General features: G+C 40.5%; 24 protein-coding genes and 2 riboswitches. Of the genes, 16 read left to right on the plus strand and 8 right to left on the minus strand.

The window, feature by feature from the left end:
• Window positions 1-117: 117 nt before the first annotated feature.
• The 4 genes from AQPE_RS02410 to aroC all read left to right on the plus strand — a co-directional run bounded on the left by AQPE_RS02410 (window position 118) and on the right by aroC (window position 4,673).
• Complete coding sequence (locus tag AQPE_RS02410) at window positions 118-624, plus strand: GtrA family protein (protein WP_318349450.1); 507 nt, start codon at window positions 118-120, stop codon at window positions 622-624.
• Window positions 625-699: 75 nt separating this feature from the next.
• Window positions 700-889: riboswitch (cobalamin riboswitch) on the plus strand.
• A 110-nt stretch (window positions 890-999) separates the two neighbouring features.
• Window positions 1,000-2,622: a DUF4465 domain-containing protein gene (locus AQPE_RS02415; protein ID WP_318349451.1), complete on the plus strand. Its 1,623-nt coding sequence runs from the start codon at window positions 1,000-1,002 to the stop codon at window positions 2,620-2,622.
• Window positions 2,623-2,795: 173 nt separating this feature from the next.
• Complete coding sequence (locus AQPE_RS02420; protein WP_318349452.1) at window positions 2,796-3,404, plus strand: FKBP-type peptidyl-prolyl cis-trans isomerase; 609 nt, start codon at window positions 2,796-2,798, stop codon at window positions 3,402-3,404.
• A gap of 195 nt (window positions 3,405-3,599) precedes the next feature.
• A complete protein-coding gene (gene aroC / locus AQPE_RS02425; RefSeq protein ID WP_318349453.1) occupies window positions 3,600-4,673 on the plus strand; it encodes a chorismate synthase in 1,074 nt (357 codons plus the stop codon).
• 101 nt (window positions 4,674-4,774) lie between these two features.
• On the opposite strand, the gene AQPE_RS02430 is transcribed toward aroC, so the two are convergent.
• The 4 genes from AQPE_RS02430 to AQPE_RS02445 all read right to left on the minus strand — a co-directional run bounded on the left by AQPE_RS02430 (window position 4,775) and on the right by AQPE_RS02445 (window position 8,096).
• On the minus strand, window positions 4,775-5,482 hold the full coding sequence (locus AQPE_RS02430; protein ID WP_318349454.1) for a TonB-dependent receptor plug domain-containing protein: 708 nt from the start codon (window positions 5,480-5,482) through the stop codon (window positions 4,775-4,777).
• A gap of 253 nt (window positions 5,483-5,735) precedes the next feature.
• Window positions 5,736-6,170 carry a putative quinol monooxygenase gene (locus AQPE_RS02435; protein WP_318349455.1) on the minus strand — a complete coding sequence of 145 codons (435 nt, stop codon included), beginning with the start codon at window positions 6,168-6,170 and terminating at the stop codon, window positions 5,736-5,738.
• A 309-nt stretch (window positions 6,171-6,479) separates the two neighbouring features.
• A complete protein-coding gene (locus AQPE_RS02440) occupies window positions 6,480-6,938 on the minus strand; it encodes a hypothetical protein (protein WP_318349456.1) in 459 nt (152 codons plus the stop codon).
• 168 nt (window positions 6,939-7,106) lie between these two features.
• On the minus strand, window positions 7,107-8,096 hold the full coding sequence (locus tag AQPE_RS02445) for a PCMD domain-containing protein (protein ID WP_318349457.1): 990 nt from the start codon (window positions 8,094-8,096) through the stop codon (window positions 7,107-7,109).
• Between the two features lie 256 nt (window positions 8,097-8,352).
• Between AQPE_RS02445 and AQPE_RS02450 the strand changes: the two genes are divergently transcribed.
• The 10 genes from AQPE_RS02450 (at window position 8,353) to AQPE_RS02495 (ending at window position 17,097) form a co-directional block, all read left to right on the plus strand.
• Window positions 8,353-10,140, plus strand: a complete 1,788-nt coding sequence (locus AQPE_RS02450) for an L-fucose isomerase (protein WP_318349458.1) — start codon at window positions 8,353-8,355, stop codon at window positions 10,138-10,140.
• 121 nt (window positions 10,141-10,261) lie between these two features.
• Window positions 10,262-11,257, plus strand: coding sequence for a GntR family transcriptional regulator (locus tag AQPE_RS02455; RefSeq protein ID WP_318349459.1), 996 nt, complete (start codon window positions 10,262-10,264; stop codon window positions 11,255-11,257).
• An 84-nt stretch (window positions 11,258-11,341) separates the two neighbouring features.
• Window positions 11,342-11,932: an outer membrane beta-barrel protein gene (locus AQPE_RS02460; protein ID WP_318349460.1), complete on the plus strand. Its 591-nt coding sequence runs from the start codon at window positions 11,342-11,344 to the stop codon at window positions 11,930-11,932.
• Between the two features lie 23 nt (window positions 11,933-11,955).
• Window positions 11,956-12,498 carry a hypothetical protein gene (locus tag AQPE_RS02465; RefSeq protein ID WP_318349461.1) on the plus strand — a complete coding sequence of 181 codons (543 nt, stop codon included), beginning with the start codon at window positions 11,956-11,958 and terminating at the stop codon, window positions 12,496-12,498.
• A gap of 152 nt (window positions 12,499-12,650) precedes the next feature.
• Window positions 12,651-13,268 (plus strand): YkgJ family cysteine cluster protein, encoded by a 618-nt coding sequence (locus AQPE_RS02470; RefSeq protein WP_318349462.1) that lies wholly within the window; start codon window positions 12,651-12,653, stop codon window positions 13,266-13,268.
• Window positions 13,269-13,271: 3 nt separating this feature from the next.
• Window positions 13,272-13,688, plus strand: a complete 417-nt coding sequence (gene arfB / locus AQPE_RS02475) for an alternative ribosome rescue aminoacyl-tRNA hydrolase ArfB (protein WP_318349463.1) — start codon at window positions 13,272-13,274, stop codon at window positions 13,686-13,688.
• 47 nt (window positions 13,689-13,735) lie between these two features.
• Complete coding sequence (locus AQPE_RS02480) at window positions 13,736-14,308, plus strand: GNAT family N-acetyltransferase (protein ID WP_318349464.1); 573 nt, start codon at window positions 13,736-13,738, stop codon at window positions 14,306-14,308.
• Window positions 14,309-14,487: 179 nt separating this feature from the next.
• Window positions 14,488-15,756, plus strand: coding sequence for a mechanosensitive ion channel family protein (locus AQPE_RS02485; RefSeq protein ID WP_318349465.1), 1,269 nt, complete (start codon window positions 14,488-14,490; stop codon window positions 15,754-15,756).
• A 205-nt stretch (window positions 15,757-15,961) separates the two neighbouring features.
• The gene (locus AQPE_RS02490; RefSeq protein ID WP_318349466.1) at window positions 15,962-16,441 is read left to right on the plus strand and encodes an Lrp/AsnC family transcriptional regulator; all 480 of its coding nucleotides are present in this window, start codon (window positions 15,962-15,964) and stop codon (window positions 16,439-16,441) included.
• A 191-nt stretch (window positions 16,442-16,632) separates the two neighbouring features.
• Window positions 16,633-17,097 carry an Lrp/AsnC family transcriptional regulator gene (locus AQPE_RS02495; protein ID WP_318349467.1) on the plus strand — a complete coding sequence of 155 codons (465 nt, stop codon included), beginning with the start codon at window positions 16,633-16,635 and terminating at the stop codon, window positions 17,095-17,097.
• A 6-nt stretch (window positions 17,098-17,103) separates the two neighbouring features.
• Here AQPE_RS02495 and AQPE_RS02500 read toward each other — a convergent pair whose 3' ends face one another.
• The 3 genes from AQPE_RS02500 to AQPE_RS02510 are packed head-to-tail and all read right to left on the minus strand — an operon-like array spanning window position 17,104 to window position 22,707.
• Window positions 17,104-18,288, minus strand: coding sequence for a glutaminyl-peptide cyclotransferase (locus AQPE_RS02500; RefSeq protein WP_318349468.1), 1,185 nt, complete (start codon window positions 18,286-18,288; stop codon window positions 17,104-17,106).
• Window positions 18,285-20,276, minus strand: coding sequence for a TonB-dependent receptor (locus AQPE_RS02505; RefSeq protein WP_318349469.1), 1,992 nt, complete (start codon window positions 20,274-20,276; stop codon window positions 18,285-18,287). The genes AQPE_RS02500 and AQPE_RS02505 overlap by 4 nt, the downstream gene beginning before the upstream one ends.
• A gap of 4 nt (window positions 20,277-20,280) precedes the next feature.
• Window positions 20,281-22,707 (minus strand): T9SS type A sorting domain-containing protein, encoded by a 2,427-nt coding sequence (locus tag AQPE_RS02510; RefSeq protein WP_318349470.1) that lies wholly within the window; start codon window positions 22,705-22,707, stop codon window positions 20,281-20,283.
• Window positions 22,708-22,805: 98 nt separating this feature from the next.
• Window positions 22,806-23,006, minus strand: a riboswitch (cobalamin riboswitch).
• 230 nt (window positions 23,007-23,236) lie between these two features.
• Between AQPE_RS02510 and AQPE_RS02515 the strand changes: the two genes are divergently transcribed.
• Entirely contained in the window at window positions 23,237-24,247 is a 1,011-nt protein-coding gene (locus AQPE_RS02515; protein WP_318349471.1) for a PhoH family protein, read from the plus strand.
• The gene (locus tag AQPE_RS02520) at window positions 24,244-25,191 is read left to right on the plus strand and encodes a phosphoribosylaminoimidazolesuccinocarboxamide synthase (protein WP_318349472.1); all 948 of its coding nucleotides are present in this window, start codon (window positions 24,244-24,246) and stop codon (window positions 25,189-25,191) included. The genes AQPE_RS02515 and AQPE_RS02520 overlap by 4 nt, the downstream gene beginning before the upstream one ends.
• 79 nt (window positions 25,192-25,270) lie before the next feature.
• On the opposite strand, the gene AQPE_RS02525 is transcribed toward AQPE_RS02520, so the two are convergent.
• On the minus strand, window positions 25,271-25,867 hold the full coding sequence (locus AQPE_RS02525) for a DUF6515 family protein (protein ID WP_318349473.1): 597 nt from the start codon (window positions 25,865-25,867) through the stop codon (window positions 25,271-25,273).
• Window positions 25,868-25,998 lie beyond the last annotated feature (131 nt).

Here is a 25,998-nt window from a genome sequence, read left to right on the forward strand (position 1 = left end):
CTCAATTTGCACAATCAACTATGGGTTGTTTGGACAATTTTTACCGCATTTTCAGTATGATCAGCATTATTTCGAACTTTTCTCTTTAATTTGTAAAAAAAAGAATCTGTTTCCCCCATGGCAAGCTTGGCAAAGCATATTCGTTTAGTAATCATTAGTGTAATTGATTATTTCTACGTCCCCTTCCGAAAGTTCATCCCTTTGGAAACCTTCAGATATGCTGCAACCGGAGGGTTCAATACCGTACTTGATATCACACTTTATTTTATTTGCTACAATTTTGTTGTCGATAAACAAGTCCTTGATTTGGGTATCGTTTCTATTAGTCCGCATATTGCTGCCTTTCTGATTGTATTTCCAATTACATTCTTCACCGGATTTCTTTTTGCCAAGTTCATCACTTTTACCAATTCTCCGGTACAAGGACGAACCCAGTTAATTCGATACATGATTTCTGTCTCAGGTTCCATTTTCCTGAACTACGTTTTCCTGAAAGTTCTGGTCGAATTTGCCGGTCTATGGCCAACAATGGCAAAAGTAATTACAACCGGTATTGTTGTTATTTACAGCTATTTTGCACAGAAATTTTTCACCTTCAAAACGGCAGGACTGGCCACTTCGTAGTTTGCACACGCGCTTCGCTTGTTAAATTTTCAGGATTATTTAACCTGAATTTTGCTCCTGAATTTAATTTTGATTTATCTTAGCCGCCGAAATGGTGATGCTGATTTTAAGCATCAAGAGGGAATCCGGTTCAATTCCGGAGCTGTACCCGCAGCTGTAAACTCTGAATATTTTTTGCAACTCATGCCACTTTTCGTAGTCAGACGGATGGGAAGGCCGCAAAAATGGAGTAAGCCAGAAGACCTGCCATTCGTGCTACAATATTCAAAGCTTTCGGGAGAAAAGGCTTGGAGTAACCAAATCCAGTATCCAATCGGTTATTTCAGCAGTTTTGCGTATTGTAAATCTTTTGAAACCATTCAAAATTTTTACATAATGAAACAAATCTACATGATGGCATTGCTTGCCGCTTTTATCGTATTTAATGCAACGGCACAAACAGTTGCCAAGTTTGACGACCTGAGTCTGGCTCCGGAAACATTCTGGAACGGCTCCGATTTATCGGGAAGTTTCAAAAGTTCGGGGATAACTTTCTATAATGCTTATACCAAAAGTACATCCGGCGATTATTGGAATGGTTTTATTTACTCGAATTCGACTGATGCAACAACAGCCGGTTACGACAACCAGTACAGTGCAATTACCGGGAAAGGCTATGAAGGAAGTGCCAACTATGCAGTTTGTTATCCATCACCTTCGGCTGAACTTGAATTAAAAGCTTCAGCTCAAACCACGGGATTCTACGTTACAAACTCAACCTATGCCTATCTCTCGATGAAGAACGGGGATGCGTTTGCCAAGAAATTTGGCGGAGAAAGTGGAAACGATCCCGATTATTTCAAGCTAATGATTGAGGCTTTGGATACTAACGGAAAGCCTGTTGATACAGTTTATTTTTACCTGGCCGACTTCCGTTCAACCGACAATTCGAAAGATTACATCCTGAATAAATGGACATGGGTTGACCTTAGCCAACTGAAAGAAGCAAAAAAGCTTCGTTTCAGCCTCAGTTCGAGCGACAATAGCTACGGATTCATGAATACTCCCGGATATTTTTGCATGGATGATTTTAATGGAGAAAAGCCATACAACTATCAACCTGTTACTTCTGCCAGTTTCGAAAATCTGAATCTGGGTACTCAAGGCTTTTACAATGGCAGCGATGGCAAAGGAGGATTTGCCAGTGGAAATTTCCGTTTCTTTACCGATTATACAGCCGATTGGGATAGCTGGTCGGGATTTGCCGCTTCGAATAAAACCGATGTAACCACACCGGGATACATCAATCAGTACAGTGCGATTACAGGCAAAGGTGTTAACGGAACAACCAATTATGCTGTAGGTTATCCATACCCCGTCTCTAAAATAACCTTTGCTGACACCATTGTTTCTGGCTTATATGTGACCAACAGTACGTACGCGTACCTTTCGATGAAAAACGGAGATGGATTTGCAAAAAAATTTGGTGGAGAGAGCGGGAACGATCCCGATTGGTTACTGTTAACTATTCAGGGATTCGATTCGGATGGCAAATCAACCGGTGAAGTCAGTTTTAATCTGGCCGATTTTGCTTACAGCAATAATGCCAACGATTATATCCTGAATACCTGGAAATGGGTTGACCTCAAAAAACTCGGTCGCATCTCGAAACTTGAATTTTCATTACGTTCGACTGATAACAATGACTTTGGGATGAAAACACCCGGCTATTTTTGCATCGACAACCTGAATCGTGAAATTGTGACATCAACTTCTGAATTGCACCAAATTCAGGCAAACGTTTTCCCCAATCCGTTCGTCGATAAAATTGTAATTTCAGGAATAATCGGAACAGCTAAGGTTTCAATCTCCGACATTTCAGGAAGAAAAGTTGCTGAATACCTTAATGTATCAAACAATCAAACGATTACCAATCTCGATCAATTAACTTCAGGAGTATATATCCTGAAAATTGAAGAAGGCAAGAATCAATTTACGACAAAGCTGATCAAAAAATAGCCTGAAACGGATGACCATCAGATCAGAAAATGGTAAAAACTCTTTCGAACGACTAAACCAAAGGCTGTTTCTGATGTTATCTTTAACTAACTGAAATGAATGGCTGTATACTTTTTGTATTATCCACTTATTTTATTTCTTTGTACAATTATTAAAAATTAAAACAAAAGGCTATGAAAATAGGAAAAAACAAAATGGTTTCCCTGACATACGATTTACATTACGATGATGCAGAGGGGGAATTGATTGAGCAGGCAACAAGCGAGAAACCATTGAGTTTTGTGTTTGGCGCAGGATTGATGCTTCCAAAATTTGAATCATCTTTGGAAGGTTTCGAAGTAGGAAATCCATTCGAAATTAGCTTGCAGGATGTTGACGCTTACGGCGAATTGGATGAAAATGCAATTGTTGATCTTCCAAAACACCTTTTCTTTATCGATGGTGAGTTTGATGAAGAAATCGTCTCAGTTGGAGCTACTGTTCCGATGATGAGCACAAGCGGTCAACGCTTGAATGGTTTGGTTTTGGAAATTACCGACGATATTGTAAAAATGGATTTTAATCATCCATTGGCTGGCGAAAACCTTTTCTTTAAAGGTCAGATCACTGAAGTAAGAGAAGCTACTGATGACGAACTTGCTGCTTTAGTTAGCGGTGGTGGTTGTGGTTGCGGAAGCGGCGGTTGCGGAAGTGGTGATTGTGGTTGCGACGACGAAGAAGGTTGTGCTGAAGGCGCATGCAGCACCGAAGGCAAACAAGGTGGTTGCGGATGCGGCTGCTAATCAGCTCTCACAGATAATTTAAAGATGTTGTTTCAAAATTTCGTATTTTGGGACAACATTTTTTGTTTCATCATTTTTTTAACACAAAGACACGAAGGCACAAAGTATTTAGAACTGTTTTTACGAGAGTAACCCAGAAGCAGTCTTGACCTTTTCCTTTTTTTACTTTTGCCTTTTTACTTTTTACTTGACTCTATGAATAGCTTTGGACAAATTTTCAGGTTAACTTCTTTTGGCGAATCGCACGGGAAAGCCATTGGAGGAATCATCGACGGCTGCCCTGCCGGTTTGGAAATCGATCTGGATTTTATCCAGAATGAGTTGAACCGACGGAAACCCGGTCAATCAAAGATTACAACTCAACGCGACGAAAGTGATCAGGTTGAATTTTTATCCGGAATATTTGAAGGAAAAACGCAGGGAACACCGATTGCCTTTCAAATACGGAACAAAGATCAGCATTCGTCGGACTACAACGACCTGAAAGATGTTTTCCGCCCATCGCACGCCGATTACACCTACATTCAGAAATACGGAACCCGCGACCATCGTGGAGGCGGTCGGTCATCGGCACGCGAAACCATTGCTCGTGTGGTGGCGGGAGCGGTAGCCAAATTACTTCTGAAAAGAGTTGGTGTTTCCATTCAGGCTTATGTTTCGAGAGTTGGTGAAATTCAACTCGGCAAACCCTATACTGAACTTGATTTAAGCCAGACCGAATCGAACATTGTTCGTTGTCCGGATGTCGAAACTGCCAATCGAATGATTGCCCGGATTGAAGAAGCAGGTCGCAATCACGATACCGTTGGCGGTGTGGTAACCGGCGTTATTCAAGGCGTTCCTGCCGGTTGGGGCGAACCTGTATTTAATAAACTTCATGCCGACATGGGTTTTGCCATGCTTGGAATCAATGCCGTTAAAGGCTTCGAATATGGATCAGGTTTCGACGGAACGCGCTTATCGGGCTCGGAACACAACGATGTTTTCATCAAGACTGAAACCGGTGTGCGGACCAAAACCAATCATTCAGGAGGGATTCAGGGCGGAATTTCGAACGGTGAAGACATTTATTTTAACGTAGCGTTTAAACCGATTGCTACCTTGCTAAAAGAACAAAATACAGTCGATCGTGCCGAAAACGAAGTGACTATCAATCCCAAAGGTCGTCACGATCCTTGCGTGCTGCCGCGAGCAGTTCCGATTGTTGAATCGATGGCCGCCATTGTGTTGGCCGATCATTATTTGCTGAATAGAATCAATCAACTATAAACAGTAAAGGCCGGAGAAATTCGGCCTTTACTGTTTTATTTCATCACCTCGACATTGACAATCACCTTCAACTCAATTTTGCATCAAAAAGCAGGTCGTTGTTATTTTCCCATCAGGGTTATCATTATCACTCCATTTGCGGCTTTCGAACCATAAATAGAAGCATCAGAACCGGTAAGAATACTAATCGAACGAACCGTTTGTGGAACGATTGCCCCCAGTGATTCGACCTTTACCTCAACGCCGTCAACAAGGATCAAAGGATCACTTGAAGCATTGACGGTGCCAATACCTCTGATTGTTATACTATTTCCAGCCACCTGAACTCCAGGAACTTCACCTTTAATCACATCAAAAATACTATGATACGATGCAAACTTTTTATTTTGCCCATCGATATTACCTACGCTGCTTGCCAGGTCTTTCTTTTGCACCGAACCATAACCAATATTTACAACTTCATTATCCGGGTTCTCCTGCATCACCACTTCCTTAGGAGGCATTGCCTCGCTAAGCGAGAAATTGATTACCGTTCGTCCATTAATTTCTTCTTTCATCAGGGCTCCTGATAAATTGAGAACAGATATTTGAGCGGCATCGGCGTTTACCCGAACCTTATACATGCCTTTATCGTCGGTAACAACATCAGAGCTTTTGTTGTCGATTAACACCATTGCGCCAGATACAGGCTTGTTGTTCACATCAAGAACCTGTCCCGTGAGGTAATACTTCCTACCTGATTTGAGCGCAAAAGAGCTGACGGATAAAGACAGAAGAAGAATTGTTAAGACCAAAATTTTACATTTCATCTGTTTAGATTTTGTTTTTTATTTGCCAGATGCAACTCCCAACAGTCATCCTCCCGTGTGAGAAAAGATTTCTCATGGTCGTTTCATCGCTTAAGTTATTTAAAATTAGCAATACTAAATTCAGATTTAAGGTTTGTAACTAACCTTTGCAGACAATTCCGACCCGGGCGGAAAGATGCACACCAAGAACCACTGCTGCCGCAAGGGTAGCTGATGCTAGCGGCGGTAATTTTACATTTTAGTCCAATTCGTGTCAATTTTTATCTTTTATTAATTTACTAAATATCTCACGCATAGTGTCTGTGTCAATTGCTTCCATGTCTACAAGTCGTAACGATTTAACCATTTTAAGAGTAGTGGTTTTATATTTCAGAAAATGCGGTGTCTCCAAATGCGACTTATAGGCTTCTCTATTTGCATAAATTTCCAGGATTCTCACCTGAGTTGGATTATCCTTCTGAAACATGGGGTAAATTGAAATGACACCTGGTTCTAATAATACTGAAGCCTTAGCTTCTTCTTTCAGAATTGCTTTATATTCCTCAAGACTTTGAAAATCAATTTCTATTTCAGAGATGCGAATCATCAAATCTTTCATATCTGTATCTGTTTTTTTGTGTTGTGAAATACTGCAAGAATTAGCTAGTAAAACCATAAAAGTTATGAAAACTAAATTAATCAATTTCATCTGTCTATAATTTGTTTTTTAATTGCCAGATGGAACTCGCCTGAATAGTCATTCTCTTGTGTGAAAAATAATTCCTCAGGGCTCGTTTCATATGTATATCAATTTGTAGTAATTACATCGGTGTCAATTGACTGCCTATTATTCTAACTAACGTAGGATACCATACGTAGGTGCTGATTGCGGGCGATTTGGCTATCGTAGATTTTCAATTCCTGTCAAGCCGAAAAGCAGCTTGAGCGGAAAGATGCCCACCGAAAACCACTGCCGCCGAATTTGGGGGTAGCTGAAGTTATGGGCTGGGTTCATTTTTTAATCTTTATCAAACAATTTATTAAATGTCGGCTGAAGCAAAAATGCTCCAAGTATTAATGTTGAAAGCACAATAAACCTCCCTACTTTTTCTGCAAAGCCTGAACTATGTTTCTTTTTGTTTTCCACCTTACATGTCAATTTCGTAATGTAAAAGTCAACATAGATAAAACATAAATAGATTGGCCAGAAAATATAGTTAAAGTACTTGTCAAAATCGAGAAACTCACCAAAAACTAACGTTGAAAAAGATAGCGTAATTCCAAGAGAAAATATAACCAAAAGAAATCTGAATAAGTAATCAGGTTTTAACGATAATTTTCTCTCTGAAAGCTGTCCAACTTTGAAAAGCCAAATAAAAAATAGAATGGGAATGAATATCATTAAAAGTAAAAGGTTGCCAGGTGAAGTCCGAACCAACCAGTCAAATTCCCAAAAGTTGTCTCTGTTTACTTTCATTATTTTATTTCTCTCTCTTAGTTGTGACTGCCCAATAACCTTGCCACATAACTAGTATATACTACCAAATATAGGGTACTTTTTTCAGATATTATTGATAATCAGTATTTTTATTTTAACTGATTTAACTACATTTCACACCGCAAAATCCCATCCCTACCCGTCCGGTCAGTAAACAAACTCAATGTTGTCGACCCAAAAAACCGATTCGGGAGAGCCCTGGTACAGGATTCCCTGGTAGCTCGATGTAAAATAAAAAATCAGGTGTGTAGGAACATCTTCGGGGTTTCCCCAGCCGGTTTCGACCAGTGGCACCATTTTATTTTTCGAATTCCTGACATAAACCTCTCCAGCTCCAGGAATTAAGCCCATCGTTTTAGCATCGTATTCAGGCAAACGGGTACAATCGCCATAAGTTACCGGAAATGTGGCACCATTGACCCATTGACTGACCGTTCCGGTAAAAAACCGACGGGCGCCTCCAATGCGGGTAGCAAACACGTTCCCATTCTGATCCTCCCATCGTTTCTGAAGAATGACACAAAACTCAGCCTTGTCAGGCCCTTCAACCGGATCGATGCTATAAACGGCTTTTACCCGCTGATTTCCAACACGATATTTATAGTCGAATTTTACCGCTTTGGGCTTTTTACTAAATGCTATTCCCTGATTGACATTTTTCAGCGGATCTTTTAAACCCCGAACCGGCTCGTTCAATTCCCCAACGAATAAAGTTCCGGCAATCAAAACTTCAACTTTAAGCCCGGCAATGTTGTCCTTTCGTATCGCTGTTTCCAACCGGCAACAAGAACCATCGCCTCTTTTTTCAGGATAAACTCTCGTGTTTCCCACATCAAGAACCATTTTCGAATAAACGTTTGAGGTTGCCCAGGGCGATTTCGGATCTTTCAACTTGGTGTCGTAAAAATCAGATTGGGGACTCACCACTCCCACCCCATATAAATCGATGGTTTTACCACTCAACAAAATGGATTCCTTCACTTTACGCGCATACCAAAAATCGAGCGACGAATAATTGAGCTGCCCTTGTTTGTCGAGGTATGCTGAAGGATCAATTTGGGAAAAAGCATCCGATGCGCAAAAACACAGAAACCAAATAACTACTGCTACTGGGCGGTATGGTAAGAATTTTTTCATCGTAATGTGACTCTGATTATCAATAGGCACAAATTTAGCGCAATTATCAGACCTAAATCGCTGCAATTACTTTTCGCACGAAAAAGATAAAAAGAACAGCTACTGAGATCCATCAACTGCCTGAAGTATTTCATTCCAAAAATTCCTGAAATGTGTTCCTCAACACTTCCGAATTTAAAAAAAAGCACTTACTTAGCAGCACAGTACAGGACAACACGAAATTCATATAAATTAAAACTTAAAAACTGACTCTACGATGACTCAAAACAGCAGATTGATAGGCCGTTTGCCTAAAGTTGGCATCCGCCCTGTGATTGACGGAAGAGAAATGGGCGTGCGCGAATCGCTCGAAGTGCAGACCATGAACATGGCCAAAGCTGCCGCAAAATTTATTGAAGAAAACCTGCGTTTCCCAAGTGGCGAAAAAGTGGAATGCGTAATTGCCGACACCACCATTGGCGGTGTTGCCGATGCCGCTTATTGTGCCGATAAATTCGAAAAAGAAGGCGTTGGCGTATCGCTGACTGTTACGCCATGCTGGTGTTACGGAACCGAAGTGATGGACACCCACCCTTCGATGCCCAAAGCAGTATGGGGGTTCAACGGCACCGAACGTCCGGGCGCTGTTTATTTAGCAGCCGCATTGGCCGGATATTCGCAAAAAGGACTTCCGGCATTCGGAATTTATGGCCGCGATGTTCAGGATGCAGGCGACACCAGCATTCCTGCCGATGTTCAGGAAAAATTGTTACGCTTCACCAAAGCGGCTCTGGCTACTGCTCAAATGAAAGGAAAATCGTATTTATCAATCGGTTACTCTTCCATGGGTATTGCCGGTTCGATGGTCGATCCCGATTTCTTTCAGGAATATCTTGGAATCAGAACTGAATTTGTTGAATCGGTTGAGCTAATTCGCCGGATTGAAAAAGGCATTTTTGATCAGGAAGAATATGCAAAGGCAATGGCATGGACTAAAGCCAACTGTAAAGAAGGAGCCGATTTAAACTCTGCCGAACTTCAGTCGGATCGCAAACGGAAAGACTGGGAGTGGGAAGTTGTGGTGAAAATGACTTTAATTGCCCGCGACCTGATGGTTGGAAATCCAAAATTAAAGGCAATGGGTTTTGGCGAAGAATCGAAAGGCCGGAATGCCATTTTGGGAGGTTTCCAGGGACAACGCCAATGGACCGATTATTACCCGAATGCTGACTTTACTGAAGCTATCCTGAATTCGTCGTTCGACTGGAATGGAATTCGCGAAGCCTTTGTGTTTGCAACTGAAAACGATAGCCTAAATGGAGTTTCCATGTTGTTTGGCCATTTACTGACCAACACCGCCCAGATTTTCTCGGATGTGCGCACATTCTGGAGTCCTGATTCAGTGAAAAGGGTAACCGGTAAGGCGCTAACCGGAAAAGCAAGTGGTGGTATCATCCACCTAATCAATTCAGGATCGACAACACTGGATGCAACTGCCCGGCAAAAAGATGCCAAAGGAAATCCGGTGATGAAAGCATTCTGGGACATTACCGCTAAAGATGTGGATGCTTGCCTCGAAAATACGCAATGGCCACCGGCAAACAAAGGTTATTTCAGAGGTGGAGGTTATTCATCGCTGTTTAAAACAGCCGGCGAAATGCCGGTTACCATGTCGCGGTTAAATCTGGTAAAAGGGATTGGTCCTGTTTTACAAATTGCTGAAGGATGGACTGTTGAACTACCCGATGAGATTCACACTGTTTTAGACAAACGTACCGATCCAACCTGGCCAACTACCTGGTTCGTTCCTCGTTTGGCTGATAACGATGCCTTCAAAGATGTGTACAGCGTAATGGCTAACTGGGGCGCTAACCATGGTGCAATTTCGTACGGACACATCGGCGCCGACCTCATTACTTTGGCTTCGATTCTTCGCATTCCGGTAAATATGCACAATGTTAGCAGCGACCAGATTTTCAGGCCAAGTGCCTGGTCGGCTTTCGGAACCGACAAAGAAGGTGCTGATTACCGTGCCTGTGCCACCTATGGCCCTTTGTATAAGTAAAGGTATCCTTTGCCGTTCACTTCAGTGAACGGACATAATGCAATATTTGCTATCTTCGCAACTGATATAAGTTGAAAGCCTGAATTGTACTTGCAGTTCAGGCTTTTTCAAAACAATCAGGATGGAACAATTTACATTTAAATTAGACGCAAGTTCTTCTCAAACCAAGATACAGCAATTGATTCATGCTGTTAGCGAAGCAATTAATCTTGGAATTTTAAAAGATGGTGATTTTTTGCCCTCAGTCAATCAGTTAAACCGTGAAAGTGGGATCTCGCGCGACACCATCTTTAAAGCCTATTCGATTTTAAAGCAACGAAGCATCATTTCCTCAACTCCAACCAAGGGATATTTTGTTTCCTCCGAGTCGTACCGGGTATTTATTCTGTTAGACGATTTCAGTGCCTTTAAGGAACAACTCTACAAATCGTTGAGGGCAAATATTCCTGATACGTATTCGATTGACCTTTTATTTCACCACTACAACCCCGAAATTTTTAATCAGCTTATTCTGAACAGCCTGGGTCGTTACAGCATGTATATTGTGATGAATATCGACAACAAAAGTCTGGAAGAAGTGGTCCGAAAAATTGATCCGAAAAAACTGTTGATCCTTGATATGGGATTTGATCCTAAAAATGAGGTTTCCAGTCTCACCCAGGATTTTAATCAGGCTGTTTACGATTGTTTAAGTTCAGGGCTGGAACTTATTCAGAAATACCAGGAATTTATACTTGTTTTCCCAAAAAATACTCCGCATCCCATTGAAACCATCGATGCATTCAACCGGTTTTGTACCGAACACCAACTGAAACACAATGTACTGGAGAATATTGACGACCGCGAAGTTCAGCCGGGACAAGCCTATCTGGTCATCAAAGATTCAGATTTGGTTAAGATTGTGAAAGATTGCAAGAAAAACAGTTATCAAATTGGGAAAGATGTAGGCATAATTTCTTATAATGATTCTCCGATGAAAGAAATTGTTGGCTCCGGGATTACAGTAATCTCTACCGATTTTATTCGATTGGGTAAAGATTGTGCCAACTTCATTGTTAATAAAGAGCGAGTTAACGCTGTTATGCCCACCCGGCTAATCATTCGCAGTTCGCTGTAAGCGTTTTGTTGTGCAACTATCAGGCATAATATTTGTCTATACTAATAATCACAATTAAACGTTTATTCAGTAAATAAAACAGCCATGAAAAAACTTACAATTCTTATCCTGTTGGCTATAGTTGCCATAACAGGGAATGCTCAGGACTTTTTTGATTTTGGCCCAAAAATCGGGATGAATACGTCTAAGATTTCGACACATATGTCTGATTATAATGCAGAAGCAGTAAACAGTTATCAATTTGGTGCTTTTGCACGCTTTAATCTTGGACGGCTTTACCTTCAGCCTGAAGCCTATTCAAATTCAAAAAAAGGTAAAGTGATAAGCGCCAGTGATCTTGGTCTTTCAACCATCAATTCGTTTGATCTGAAAACCATTGATGTTCCAGTTCTGCTTGGACTTAAAATCATTGATCAGAAAGCCTTGAATCTTCGTGTTTTGGCTGGGCCAACATTCTCATTCTTAACCGATAAAAGTGTTAAAGGTCAACTTACCGAAGACAATCTGAAAAATAGTTTCTTTGGATGGCAGTATGGCGTGGGTATTGATTTCCTTTTCCTGTCGCTGGATGTCAGAAAAGAGTCATTCAGTAACAATCTGTACGACACACCAAACTTTGATTTTGACACCAAAAACGGAACGTTTGTAATCAGTTTGGGAATGAAGTTATTTTAGAATCAATAAACTATATTTACCGTATGAAACGGTTTATTTTTTCCCTGATTTCCTTTTGTGCAGTACTTTTTAGTTATGCACAAAAGGAAATCCGTTTAGATAGCATTCCACAGATTCATCAGGAAGATCGATTGAAAGAACTCAACCTGGAGAAACCTTTGCTTTTTGAGAATTCGTTTTCGATGGGAGAAATAAATTTGCCCGATAAATCCATGTTTAACCAGCCACTTCTACCCGATTACAGTAAAAATCTGGACATTAAAAAATACCTCAATTCTTCCAAATCAACAACTGAGTCCTTTTCGACGAACGGATTTATAGTTTCACCTTTTTATACCAATGGAGCGGTTTTTAATCAATCGACTTACCGTGTAAGCGATAAGTTTTCGTTTGGTGGAAATAGCTTTGGAGCACAATCTGTTTTCGATCGGCCTGCGCTAAATCCGGCCATCCAAAATATGAGTACCAAAGGCGCATCCATGTTTATGCAATACAAGGTTTCCAAAAACTTTAAAGTCGAAACACGAGTTAGTGTATCTACCCACAAATCGCCCTGGGAACCCTAAATTACCATTCGCTTTATTCGCAAAGTTGATCAAAATCAGACCGATATTCCTTATTTACAACGGATTGACATGACCTGTGAATCTTTTCATTTGTCACAAAAATTAATCAACATTTCGACTAAATTTGGTGCACTTTTACGAAAAGTAATTTTATGCTCGAAAAGATCAGAAAAATTGAACGGGTTTTTAAACAATTAGACAGAGAAACCCAAAAATTTGGGAACCAATCGAACCTGAAGTGTTTGACAAATTGCAACCTGTGCTGCTTAAAGAAGGGATTGGAAGCCAATGTTCTCGAATTCCTGCCACTTGCCTATCATCTGGTCCAGAACAACTTACACGAAGCCGCTCTTGATCTTTTGGACACCGAACCCGAACATTGCATCAACCTGGCGAAAAATCCAGCGCTTGGACAAACAGCGGGTTGTGGCGCCTATGAACAGCGTGGACTTATTTGCCGACTTTTTGGGTTTTCTGCGGTTCGCGATAAGAACTCGAAATTAGCGGTTTACACCTGTACTCACATCAAACACGAATACCCTGAAGAATTCAAGCGAGCATCTGAACTTATTAACGCCAAAGGAATGAATATCCCGTTGGTAACTGACTTTTATTACCAGATCTACTTCATCGACACGCAAATGGCTAACGATTACAACCCGATCAATGTGAGTATCAGGAAAGCCATTGAGCATGTTGCCTATTATTATTCGAATCGGCCCATTCGAAAACCAAACAAGAAGTTGAATCCTCAAATTGGAAATAAATAATAAATGCCGGAACTTACAGTAAATATTCCTGATCTCTCCGCTGAATTTCAATTCTTTACATCGCGCAGCAGTGGCCCTGGCGGTCAAAATGTAAACAAGGTGAATTCGAAAGTTGAACTTCGGTTCGACATTCAGAACTCCGACTTGCTGTCTGAAGATCAAAAGAATATACTTCTGATCAAACTGGCATCAAAAATTACTTCTGAAGGAATATTGAGCGTTGTTTCTCAGCGCGACCGCTCGCAACTCTCGAACAAGGAAGATGCCATTGAAAAGCTGTATTTACTTATTTCAAAAGCTCTGACGCCGGTTAAACCCAGAAAAAATACCAGACCAACAAAAGGCTCAATAGAAAAAAGATTGGCCACAAAGCGAATTAAGTCTGAGATAAAGCAAAATCGCCAGAAATTCGACGATTAATCATTCATCGGCTCATTCGTTCAATTGAGATTTCAGCATAAAACTTTATGATACAATTACATCCGGTAAAAAATTCCGATAGACTAAATTCTGATTTTAAAGAAATTTATGAGACTTCATTTCCTGACGATGAACGAAGGGAATGGACGCAGTTACTTGAAATACTGGACAATAAACAATTTATTCTGAATGAAATTTACGATCAGCAAAAATATCTGGGCTTCATTTCGATCTGGAATCTGACAGAATTCAATTTCATTGAACATTTTGCCATTCGCACTACCGAGCAAGGAAAAGGCTACGGAACTCAAACAATGGAGCATGTTCTCTCTACAAATTCAAAACCGATCGTACTTGAAATTGAAGAACCGCTTACCGAGACTGCCCGTAAACGAATGGAATTTTATGAGCGGCTAAACTTTACAGTAAACGACTTCAGTTACTTTCAGCCACCCTATTCTATCGGGAAAAGCAGCGTTAAATTGTTATTAATGAGCTATCCTGCAAAAATAAAACCTGAAGATTTTGAAAGAATCAAAGATCAAATCTATCATTGGGTGTACGGGCATAACAATGAAGCTCTGGAATCAGAGACTATTGAGGATTTTCTGACAGACTAAAAGTTTTTATTTTTGCACATAGAATAAATTTTTAAAATTCATATCTCACTTATAATCAATGAAACGAGCCATGAGAGCGATACTCTCACACACGAGGATGACTAATATGGCGAATTGTAGCGAAGCGGAAATCCCCGAAGGGAATTCCATCTGGCAATTAAAAAACAAATTATAGAAAGATGAAATCACTTTATTTATTACTGAACGACGTATTCCGCGACCTCGACTTTCTGGAATTGTACGCCCGGCTTACGGCTGTAATGGTTACCATAGTAGCCCTTTTCGTAATCGCGATGATCGTTCATTGGATAACCAAAATTCTGACCGTAAAAATCATCCATCGATTGGTTGAGAAATCAAAGACAGATTGGGACGATTATCTGCTGAAGCGCAAAGTGTTTCAATCGATGTCGCACCTCACTTCTGCTTTGGTTTTTTATTATTCAAGTAACTTTTCTGAGATTCCTGAAGTCACCCGAATTCTAACCATATTCACGAATATCTATTTTGTGGTTATTTTCATTAAAGTGGTTTCCGGAGTATTAAAGGCCTCGAATGACATCTATCTGACTACCCCATACGCATCGACACGTTCGATCAAAGGATACATTCAATTGGTAATGATTCTGGTTTATTTCATTGCCGGAATCTTCATCATTGGCATCATCTTCGACAAATCGCCACTTTATTTGCTTGGAGGTTTAAGCGCCATTGCTGCCGTACTTTTATTGGTATTTAAAGACACAATACTTGGTCTGGTTGCCAGTATTCAGCTCTCAGCCAACAAGATGTTAAAGCCTGGCGACTGGATTGAAATGCCCAAACACAACGCCAATGGAACCGTCATCGATATTTCATTAAACACGGTCAAGGTTCAGAACTTCGACAAAACCATATCTACCATTCCGACCTACTCGTTAGTTGCCGATTCGTTTCTAAACTGGTCGGGCATGGAAGAATCAGAAGGCAGAAGAATCAAGCGATCGATAAATATTGACATGAAGAGTGTTCAGTTTTGCGATGAAGAAATGCTCGAACGATTCAAAAAACTTCACTTAATACAGAGCTATATTTCTGATAGACAAAAAGAAATAACCGACCACAATAAAAAACTTGGTATTGAAGACGAATCATATCCGAATGGGCGTCGACAGACGAACCTAGGCATTTTCAGAAAATACCTGGAAGAGTATTTAAAAAACAACCCACACACTAACAACAATATGACATTGCTGGTCAGGCATTTGCAACCGACGGAAACAGGGCTGCCAGTCGAAATATACATGTTCAGTAAAAACAAAGACTGGGTTGATTATGAAGGGATTCAAGCCGACATTTTTGATCATATTTTGGCAATTATTCCAGAGTTTAAACTCCGGGTTTTTCAGGCTCCTTCGGGCAGCGACATTAACGATTTATCTGAAAAACTTGCGAATCGGATGAACTAAGCAAGAAGGAGAATAAATACCATATTCTCAAATGGAAAAAATCACTTACATTTGCCAATCTATTTTATTCGTTCATTAGTGAATTTGATAATTTAACTTTCAGTTCATTACAATCATGATGTTTTTAAACAAGAATAATTGAAGATTATCATTTTTTTGTACTTTTGAGTTTCAATTTTTAAAACGACAGTTATAACTATAGATTATGAATGATCTGCATATTGAGCCACTTCCGAATATCGACGAATTGGATGAAAAAATTCTGAAATTGATTACGAAAAATGCCCGGATTCCATTTTTAGAGGTTGCCCGCGAATGTGGAGTTTCCGGAGCCGCAATTCATCAGCGAGTACAGCGTTTACTCAATTTAGGTGTCGTTTCGGGAAGTGAATTTATAGTCAATCCTCAAAAAATGGGGTATTTTACTTGTGCGTATATGGGTATTCATCTCGAAAAAGCCAAATTTCACAAGCAAGTAGTTGCCGAACTAACAAAAATTCCTGAAGTTGTTGAATGTCATTATGTAACAGGAACTTATGCCATTTTCATTAAAGTTCAGACAAAAACAAATAAGCACCTGAAGAAATTAATTGACGAAGATTTACAGGAAATAGAAGGAATTGCCAGTACTGAAACTTTTATTTCGCTCGAAATGGAGTTTAAGCGTCAGGTTCCAATAAAGTAACAATATACTTTTGCTAAAAAAATAAGGGTGCCGTTGTTGAACGGCACCCTTATTTTTTTAGCAATTTTCCATTTTTCGCAACTATTGTGACTATTATCTGACATATTGAATTAATATACCGTGTTAATTACCAAAATAATCAAATTTTAGCTAATTTTGAAACATTAAATTTATACAATCAATATACCGTCATGACGTTACGAAATCAATTGGATGATATCGATTTGAACATTCTGGACATTATCTCAAAAAATGCACGTATTCCATTTAAAGATGTAGCTGCCGAAGTTGGCGTATCAAGAGCTGCCGTTCATCAACGAGTCAACCGAATGATCGACCTGGATGTGATAACTGGTTCTGGCTATCACATCGACCCAAAGAAAATTGATTTCAAGACCTGCACATACATTGGCATCTTTCTCGAAAAAGGGAGTCTATATTCTACTGTCGCTGAAAAGCTTAAAATGATACCTGAAATTGTAGAGTGTCACTATACAACTGGGCAGTATGCTGTATTTGCTAAGGTTTATGCCAAAGACAACGAGCATCTCCGTGATATTCTGAGTGATAAAATTCAAAAAATTGCTGGCGTCGCCAGTACCGAAACATTCATTTCGCTTGACGAAACATTTAAACGCGAAGTCCCAATCTTTTAGCAACTGTTATTCGGTTTTAAAACCAAAATTTCCGGGCGATATTCCTACTTTAAATTCATTGATTAGTTTTCCGGATGGAGAATACCGGTGAACAAGACCGTTTTGCCTGTGATCTATGGCATCACCAACATAAATTTCAGAGCTTAACGGATCAATACCAAGGCTATAAAATCCTCCATATGAACTGGAATAATCGGAATTGATAAACGGCTGTTCGGGTATTCGCGTATCGGTGACCGACATTCGCCAGACATGCCTGTTTAAATAATAAATGGTATCACCGGTAGTATTTATGCAAAGCTTTAGTGGATGATCGCCAAGTGCAAAGCGGAACGACCGCTCAATCTCCCGTGTCTCAGCATCAATTTTCAACAAACCAGGCTGTTCGTATCCATACGGACTCCCATCAAAACCTCCATCGGTCAGCACCCAAATCTTATTATACTTATCGAGAACCATACTGTTGGGCTGTTTAAACACCTCTATTGAATCAACCAATTGATCAGTGTTCGAATCAATGACCAAAATTTTATTATCATACGACCAACAGTTGACAAAAACCAGATTCTTAAATTCGAGCATTTGTTCAGTGGGATGCTGGTTGAATTCCGATTTCGGATTATTAACCGCGATTTGGCCAGTTATCTGGAATGTTTGCGGATCGAAAACAGTAATTTTCCGTGCATAAAGATCAGTCACGTAAGCTTTATGCGAATCGACAACATGTACATATCTGGGAGAACTTAAACCAGAGATGCTCCCTTTAAACTCAGCCGTTTGGCTATCGATCACATATATTTTGCCCGAATTATTTACCACAACAAAAGCCATGTGATTCCAAATTGTGACTGATTGGGCCACATCACCCAATGGAGCGCTGTTTCTGGCCTGAAATACGTCATTGTAAACCCTTTTTGCCTCAGGATCATAAAACGACAACGATGAGTTGCCATACATGAAATTACCCTCATTAACGATATAAACACCTTTATTGCCTGAAAAATCAAAAAATACAGTATCCAGCGGATTTTTAGAACAAGAAAAAAACAATTGAGTCGCTAAAACCCATAGCAATATACCCCAAGCACAATGCCCTTTGCTCCATGCCCCATGCTCTATGCCCCAAGCCTTTTGCCTTCGGTCAGCGGTCTCCGGTCTCCGGTCTTCTTCCATTTTCTTATTTCCTTTCACTTCTTATAGCTTATTTGGATGGTTAATGAATAATACCGACCAGGCATTGGCCGCCACAAAATAGCCATGTAGTCTGAATTTGTGAGATTTTCAATATTGGCAACCACATCCATCACGAAAGGTTTAAAATCGATCTGTCGGCCAACACTCATATCGAGCAACCAATAAGGATTCAGTACTTTTTCATAGTCCGATTCCACGTTATTGCTTGAAGTGTATCGCTTCCCGGTAAAAGGAGCATTTAATTTCAGGTAATATTTTTTGTAATCGGCTTCTGCAAACAAGTTCGCTTTATCTTTTGGTATGTAAATCAACTGTTTTCCGCGCGACTCGTCAACCGATGGAACCGCATCGATGTTCGATGTGGCTGAATGCGAATAATTCCCTTTCATATCAAAAGTGAGATTATGCGAAAATTGAGAGTGAACTGAAAGCTGAACTTCGGCGCCCCGCGCGAAAACCTTACGAAGATTATTTGCTTCCCAATAGGATGCGCCACTTGACGACGGTTGCCATACAATCCAGTTATCGATTAGCGAAGCAAATCCGGTAATTTGTCCTGAAAGAATAACCTTGTCGCTGCGTTTCGAATACGAAATGGCCAGATCGCCCGAGGAACCATCTTCTGGTTTTAAACTGGAATTTCCGCCTGGAAACCAATACAAATCGTTCAAGCTGGGTTGATGATAATTGCGTGAAACATTCAATTTTAAAGCAACATCTTGCTTTTTATCCACCAAATATTCGGCCCCAAAAGAAGGAATAAACCCGATTAACTTGCTATCGTATAAATCGGTCCGGAATAAAAAAGAAAACAACCATTTGGGATCAGGCTGAAAATGAACTGCATTCAACAGTGAAAATTCAAGCCGGTCGTGGTCGTAGCCAATCTTCTGTGCCCGATCAAAAACTGAAACCTGATGATAGCCCGAATTAAGCGACCAATCCAGGCTCAGTTTCTCTTGAGGTTTCCAGTCAAAATTTAGGTTTGCGGTATAACTCTTCTCCTTACTGCGACTATCAAAATTCACAAAATTAGCTTCACTACTCGACCTGAAATAGTTTAGTTGATTCCGGTTCAATCCTACAAGCAATTCCAACTTACTTTTTTCCGTCAGGTATTTCCACGAACCAACTGCCCGAACATTCCAATCATTCTGAGTTTCCTTTCGCACATCGCCTTCAAACGACATCAATTGAGGCAAATCACGATCACTCTGATAAGCCCACAATTTAGCCGAAAGAGTATGTTTCGCCAACCGGCAATACAGCTCCTGAAGCGCACCCAGCTTTGCGTATCCGGCATTCTTCTGAACCGACTCGTGCATGGGCAAAACACCATAATTGAAATACGGAAAATCATTCTTGCTTTGGTCAGAAAACAAACGTGTTTTCAACTGAATCCGGCCATTTCCAAAACCGACATTCAGATATTCTTTGGCGGTAGAAAAACTTTCCAGCGTTTGTACATAGCGAACGCTAAACCGATCAGTCCAATCGGGTTTATTGTTGATCAAAACACTCCCACCTAGCGCTCCTGAGCCCGACTGCAAAGAACTTCCACCGTGAAATAAACTAATATCGTCAATGAAATAAACCGGGAACAACGAAAAATCGACATCGCCACGCATAGGCGAATTTAGTTTCATTCCGTTCCAAAACACTTGTGTATGCGATGGGGCAGTTCCCCGAAACGAAGCTGTTGCAGTTGAACCTCTTCCATAAGATTTCATAAAAACCGGAGAATACGACGATAACAATTCCGAAATCGTTTGTGTTTTCATCAATTGAAGGGCCAGTGTATCAATGTGAGTAACCATCGAACCGGCCTCCTCAATTTTCCGTTTACCAAACACCTGAACTTCCTGAATACGAATTGTATCAGTTAATTTCTGTGCTGAAGTTTCATCAGAGAAATAAATCAGGAACAGGATACAAAGCAGCACTTTGAATTTGATACGGATGAGATTTCTCGTTTTTGCTCCCACCTTGCTATCTTTTTACAATTTTCTGCTGAAATACCTGATTCCCGGACTTTACCCGAAGAACGTATAAACCCGCAGCTAAATTCCCTAAATTCAATTCTGTTACCGATCCTTGCTGAACAAGAATCAAAGCACCTTCTATTGTAAACAGTTCCACCGAATCAATGGGCGATGAGCAATTTATTTTAACCGATTCGGTAAACGGATTCGGATAGATAGCACACCATTGAGGCACTTGCTGTAGCGAATTTGCTCCGGTAACCATCTTCACAATCAACCGCGAGGAATCAATTCCTGAATGAATCAGGTATTCGCCCGACAGGTCTGCTGTGAAAGACGCTTTTCCAAATTCATCAGTGATAAGTGATACCTTTTTGGCCTCATCAACATTGGGTGTAGCAACAACCAACTGATTGGCAATGGCTTCAGACGAATTAATTGCCACATTTCGATTGGCATCCATAGTACAATAATATTTTTTCAACTGAACTTCAACAGATTGACCAACCTTGACGGTATCAGCTCCCGTGGTCAACTGAGTTACTGTCCAAGCCAGATTATTATCAGTGATGTGATAAATCAGAATTTCATCATCGTTATTTACTTTAATCTTGTCGGAACCTGAAACAACGGGCTGTTGATTGAGCATTACCACCCAGGTTTTCCGATAGGAATCCGCAGTACGCGAACCACCATACCCAAACGTGTAAACCGTCGAACCATCTTCAATCGCCGGAACTTTCCACAAATACAAAGCAGATCCGCCTTCCGCATCATCGCGAAAAGCCCAGTCTCCATCAAATCCGGAAGCTTTAAAAACTGAAGCAACGGCATGTGCAAGTGAAACAAAGCTGATCTCCGTCAACCCATAGTTTTTTTGATTCCGGTCAACTTTTGTTGTCAGATCAACTTGTTCAACCCAAACCGATTGCCGTGGAATAACCGTTTTTTCACTTGTCTTTACCGAAATGTAAACTTTCTTCAGCTCCGATTCGGGCAAAACCTCAATCTGTACCGAATCACTAATCAACTGATTATCGGAGACTTCAAAATGAAGCCAACATTTCCCAACCTGTTTCCCTTTCAGATAGTATTTCCCGTCTAAATTTACAATTTCAGCAATCTGAGCATCATCAATTCGCCACGAAGTATTAATTCCAGTCAGGACAGCTCCATTCTGATCAGTTAATTTTCCTGCAAGTTCCAGTTTATCATTGACTTTCAGGCTTGTTGACTGGATGGTTATTGAAGCTTTTCCAACCGAAAAAATCTCAATTTCCTTTTCAGAATAAAGATCAGGATTTGTTGCTAATGCAGCCCGCAATCGAATTGTTCCGGTTTTTTTTGCCACCAGTTTTCCGTTGGTTATTGTAGCCAATTGCGTATCGCTGACACTCCAAACAATCGCAGCATCGGCTCGCCTGATCCCGCTTTCAAAAAGAATTGCATTCAAATCGAGGCTTTGGCCAACTCCTATTTTCTGCGCCATTTCCTGGATAACAATCACCGATGTAGATCCGGTGACAGAGGCTGGTTCAACATCACGTATTCCGGTAATTTCAGTCGATATTTCGCCCAGCCATCCGGCAAGGGCATTCATTCCGGTATAAATCCGGATAAAGTGAATTTCGTCAAGTGCGACAGGCTTTTTATCCTGTTCAACGGCCCAACTGATGTCAATTGCATCGCCGCCACTTCCTTCAATTGCTGAAGTGTATGGATTATCGGGCAATTTTTCAGTTAACGATTTAACCGGAGTATTGTCGGCATAACCAAACATTTTTCGATACGAGATAACCGATCCGGGTGTCGACACATCAATTGGATTAGTTAGCCTTGTACCTTTAAGCGTGTAATTGTCCGTAGCAACATTCGGGAACAAATCAACTTTGGGATAATAGGTTTGCGCATGATAACTATTTTCAGGAATAACACCTGCACCTCCCAAATTATCAGACCAATGAATGTCGCTGGCTTGATTTAAGCCAGAATTCTGGTAAGTGACCTCATAGGATGATGTTGTTGTGTTCCAGAAATGCTCGCTTCCGGCTATTTCGTACCAGGTTTCGTCCGGAATGCCATTATGGTTTTCATCTTTCATCACCTGAATAATTCCGGGTTCAGACCAGGTGAGCGTTGAATTTCCATAGATCGTGAAATCAACACCATAAGGATTTGCCGGATCGTTTTGAATGCCCTGAGCAAAATAAACGGTAATTGATCCGCCAAAAGCGCCCAGACTAACCATGCCTTTATTGGTTCCAACAATTGAATTAGCCGCAGATGGCGTCCCAATAAAATCGGAATTGGTATATTGACCCGGTGCTGGCAAATAGTCCAAAACTTTGGAAACAAACTGGGCCTCCACTCGTCCGGTCAAAAACATCAGCACACTGATGATGAATAACTTGTTTATGTGTTTAAATCGAAACATTTGCTGTAAAATCTGATTCTTAGTTTGGATTTTGCAGCTTTTCAGAATTGAAAAATGAAAAGGATACACGGTTTTTTGCTTTTTCGCCGAAAGCTTCAAAATCCAGATTTGTAAAGGCAGGTCTTCTGACTTATCCCCTTTTTAACGCCTTCCCGTTTCCCGAGTTGGAAAACAGTGGTTAACTGCTAAAAAGTTATTCAGGAATTACAGCAGCGGGAACTGTACAGGAATTACCATTAGCCGGATTCACCTGTTTCCCTTTTAATTCTCAATGAGAAACCTATTCGGCTACAAAGTTATACAAAAGAACGGAAGAATAATTTCTTAGTCAACCAGATTGCACCTCTAGTTCATAAAATGCCATACTATGAAATCAATCTTGGGAACATACCACTGATTAACAACACAATAAACAACAACACCAGTCAAAAATTGATTGTTAACAATTCTTCTCCTGAAACCCTGAATTCGCACTGGAAATATCTTAAAAGTGTTTAATTTTGCACCTCATACAAAGCTGCAATCATTTATGTTTGAAAAGCTAATTCATCTCGAAGGAATTGATCCACTGGAATTCTTCGGCGTTAATAATGCCAAAATGAACCTGATCAAATCTTTTTTTCCGAAACTAATTATCGTCTATCGAGGCAACGACGTGATCATCAAGGGTGACGACGAAGAAATCCTGAGGTTCGAATCCAAGTTTCATTTAATCATCGACCATTACAATCAATTCAATGTACTGCCTGACGATGTGATTAACCAGGTATTCCTGAACGAATCAGAAGGAATTTCAGAAACACTGGATGAAGATAAGGATGTCTTGCTTTTCGGGATCAATGGGAAAGCCATTCGTGCCAGAACGCCCAATCAGCGGCTTTTGGTTGAAGCCAGCAAAACCTCTGACCTCATTTTCGCCATGGGTCCAGCAGGGACAGGAAAAACGTACACGGCCATTGCCCTAGCAGTCAAGGCGCTAAAAAACAGGGAGATCAAACGAATTATTCTGAGCCGCCCGGCTGTTGAAGCTGGTGAAAGACTTGGATTTCTTCCGGGAGATTTAAAAGAAAAAATTGATCCGTATTTGCAGCCGTTATACGATGCCCTTCTGGATATGATTCCGGCGAAAAAACTGGACGAATTCATGAAGGACGGTACGATACAGATTGCACCACTGGCATTTATGCGCGGGCGAACATTGAGCAATGCTTTTGTTATCCTTGACGAAGCTCAAAATGCCACCGTTCTCCAACTAAAAATGTTTTTGACTCGTATGGGACTCAACACTAAATTTGTAGTCACCGGCGACGAAACTCAAATTGATTTGCCCTTCCAGAGTCCGTCTGGATTAATTCTGGCAAAAAAAATTCTGAAGAACATTAAATACATTTCCTTTGTTCAGTTTGATGTAAAAGACATCGTCAGACACCGGTTGGTGCGCGACATTGTTTTGGCTTACGAAAAACATCATGCACATGAACTTATGAGGAAAGAAAAAGGAAAAGAAAATTTAAACACAGATAAAACAGAAGAAAAATGAGCAAAGCATTAACCCGTACCGATTTTGATTTTCCGGGACAGAAAAGTGTTTACCACGGAAAAGTGAGAGATGTGTACAACATCGACAATGAATATTTAGTTATGGTGGTCAGCGACCGCATTTCGGCCTTCGACGTGGTACTGCCCAAAGGAATTCCTTACAAAGGGCAGGTATTAAACCAGATAGCAGCTAAATTTCTGGATGCTACCAGCGACATTGTGCCGAACTGGAAAGTGGCAACTCCCGATCCGAACGTAACGGTCGGTCACCACTGCGAACCATTCAAAGTAGAAATGGTTATCCGTGGCTATCTTACTGGTCATGCATGGCGCGAATATAAAAGTGGCAAACGTACGCTTTGTGGAATCGCACTTCCTGAAGGGATGGTTGAAAACCAGAAATTTCCGGAACCAATTATTACTCCTACCACTAAGGCTTCTGAAGGGCATGACGAAGACATCTCCAGAGAAGAAATTATTGCACAAGGTATTGTGCATGAGCATGATTATGAATTGCTTGAGAAATATACCCGCGAAGTATTTCGCCGTGGTACTGTGATAGCTGCCGAAATGGGATTGATTCTGGTTGATACCAAGTATGAATTTGGAAAAAAAGATGGAAAAATCTACCTGATTGACGAAATCCACACTCCCGATTCTTCGCGCTATTTTTATTCTGAAGGGTACGAAGAACGTTTAGCGAAAGGCGAAAGTCAAAAACAACTATCGAAAGAATTTGTGCGCCAGTGGCTGATTGAAAATGGCTTTCAGGGCAAAGAGGGACAAGTAATTCCTGAAATGGACGAAGCTTTTGTGGCTTCAGTATCTGATCGATACATCGAACTATTTGAAAATATAACAGGAGACAAGTTTGTGAAATCAGATTTATCCGACATTCAGGGACGAATCGATAAAAACGTCAGAAATTTCCTGAATAACTTATAAAAAAAGATGGCTGCCTTAATAAACCAAGGCAGCCATTTTCAATAATATAGAACACCGAACGATTGATTTTTAGGTTGAATTAGAACCTTGCGGAGATTGATATTGAAGGTAAGTTTACCAAAGCATATCCTCTTGGTGATAGTTGAAAATATAAATCTCCATTTCTGAAAAAGGCATTCCCATTTACATAAACTCTTTCGCAACGAACAGGAAGCTCTCTGAAATAGACATCACGAGGAGCATCAACTACACAATAACCAACTCCTCTGCGATAGCTGTAAAAGTGATTGCCATAATAGTAGTAGTCGTCACGATCATGGTGAAACACTACAGGATTTCGGTCAAATCGCTGATAAACACGTCCGTATCTAGGATGTTCGTAATAATCAGAATCGTAGTGTTTATATTTATTGGCATATTTTGGGCGATATTCCCTATTGTTTTCACAACTATTCCAGTTTTTCCGTTCGTAATAACCACCCCGGTCATCTCTCCTGTTGTTATACGCAGACCGGTCATCGTCATGACGTGATTCCCGATATTCCTTCCGTTCGTGTCCGTTTCCTTTTTTCCCTTCTCTGTTATCCTCGGCTTTTGCTTCAATTGTAGAAGCTACCATTGCTGTCGCAAGTACTAAAACTGGGAAATATGTTCTAAAATTATTTAAAGTTTTCATGACTTTTCGTTTTAAGGTGAATCAATAATTGTTTGAACTTTACCGGTAATTGATTAGGTTAAAACAAAGCTTGTGCCAAAATGAAAGGATATCAAAAGGAAAATATATCACATTGAAAGCGTGGAATTTAA

It is taken from the genome of Aquipluma nitroreducens (assembly GCF_009689585.1).
GTDB lineage: Bacteria > Bacteroidota > Bacteroidia > Bacteroidales > Prolixibacteraceae > Aquipluma > Aquipluma nitroreducens.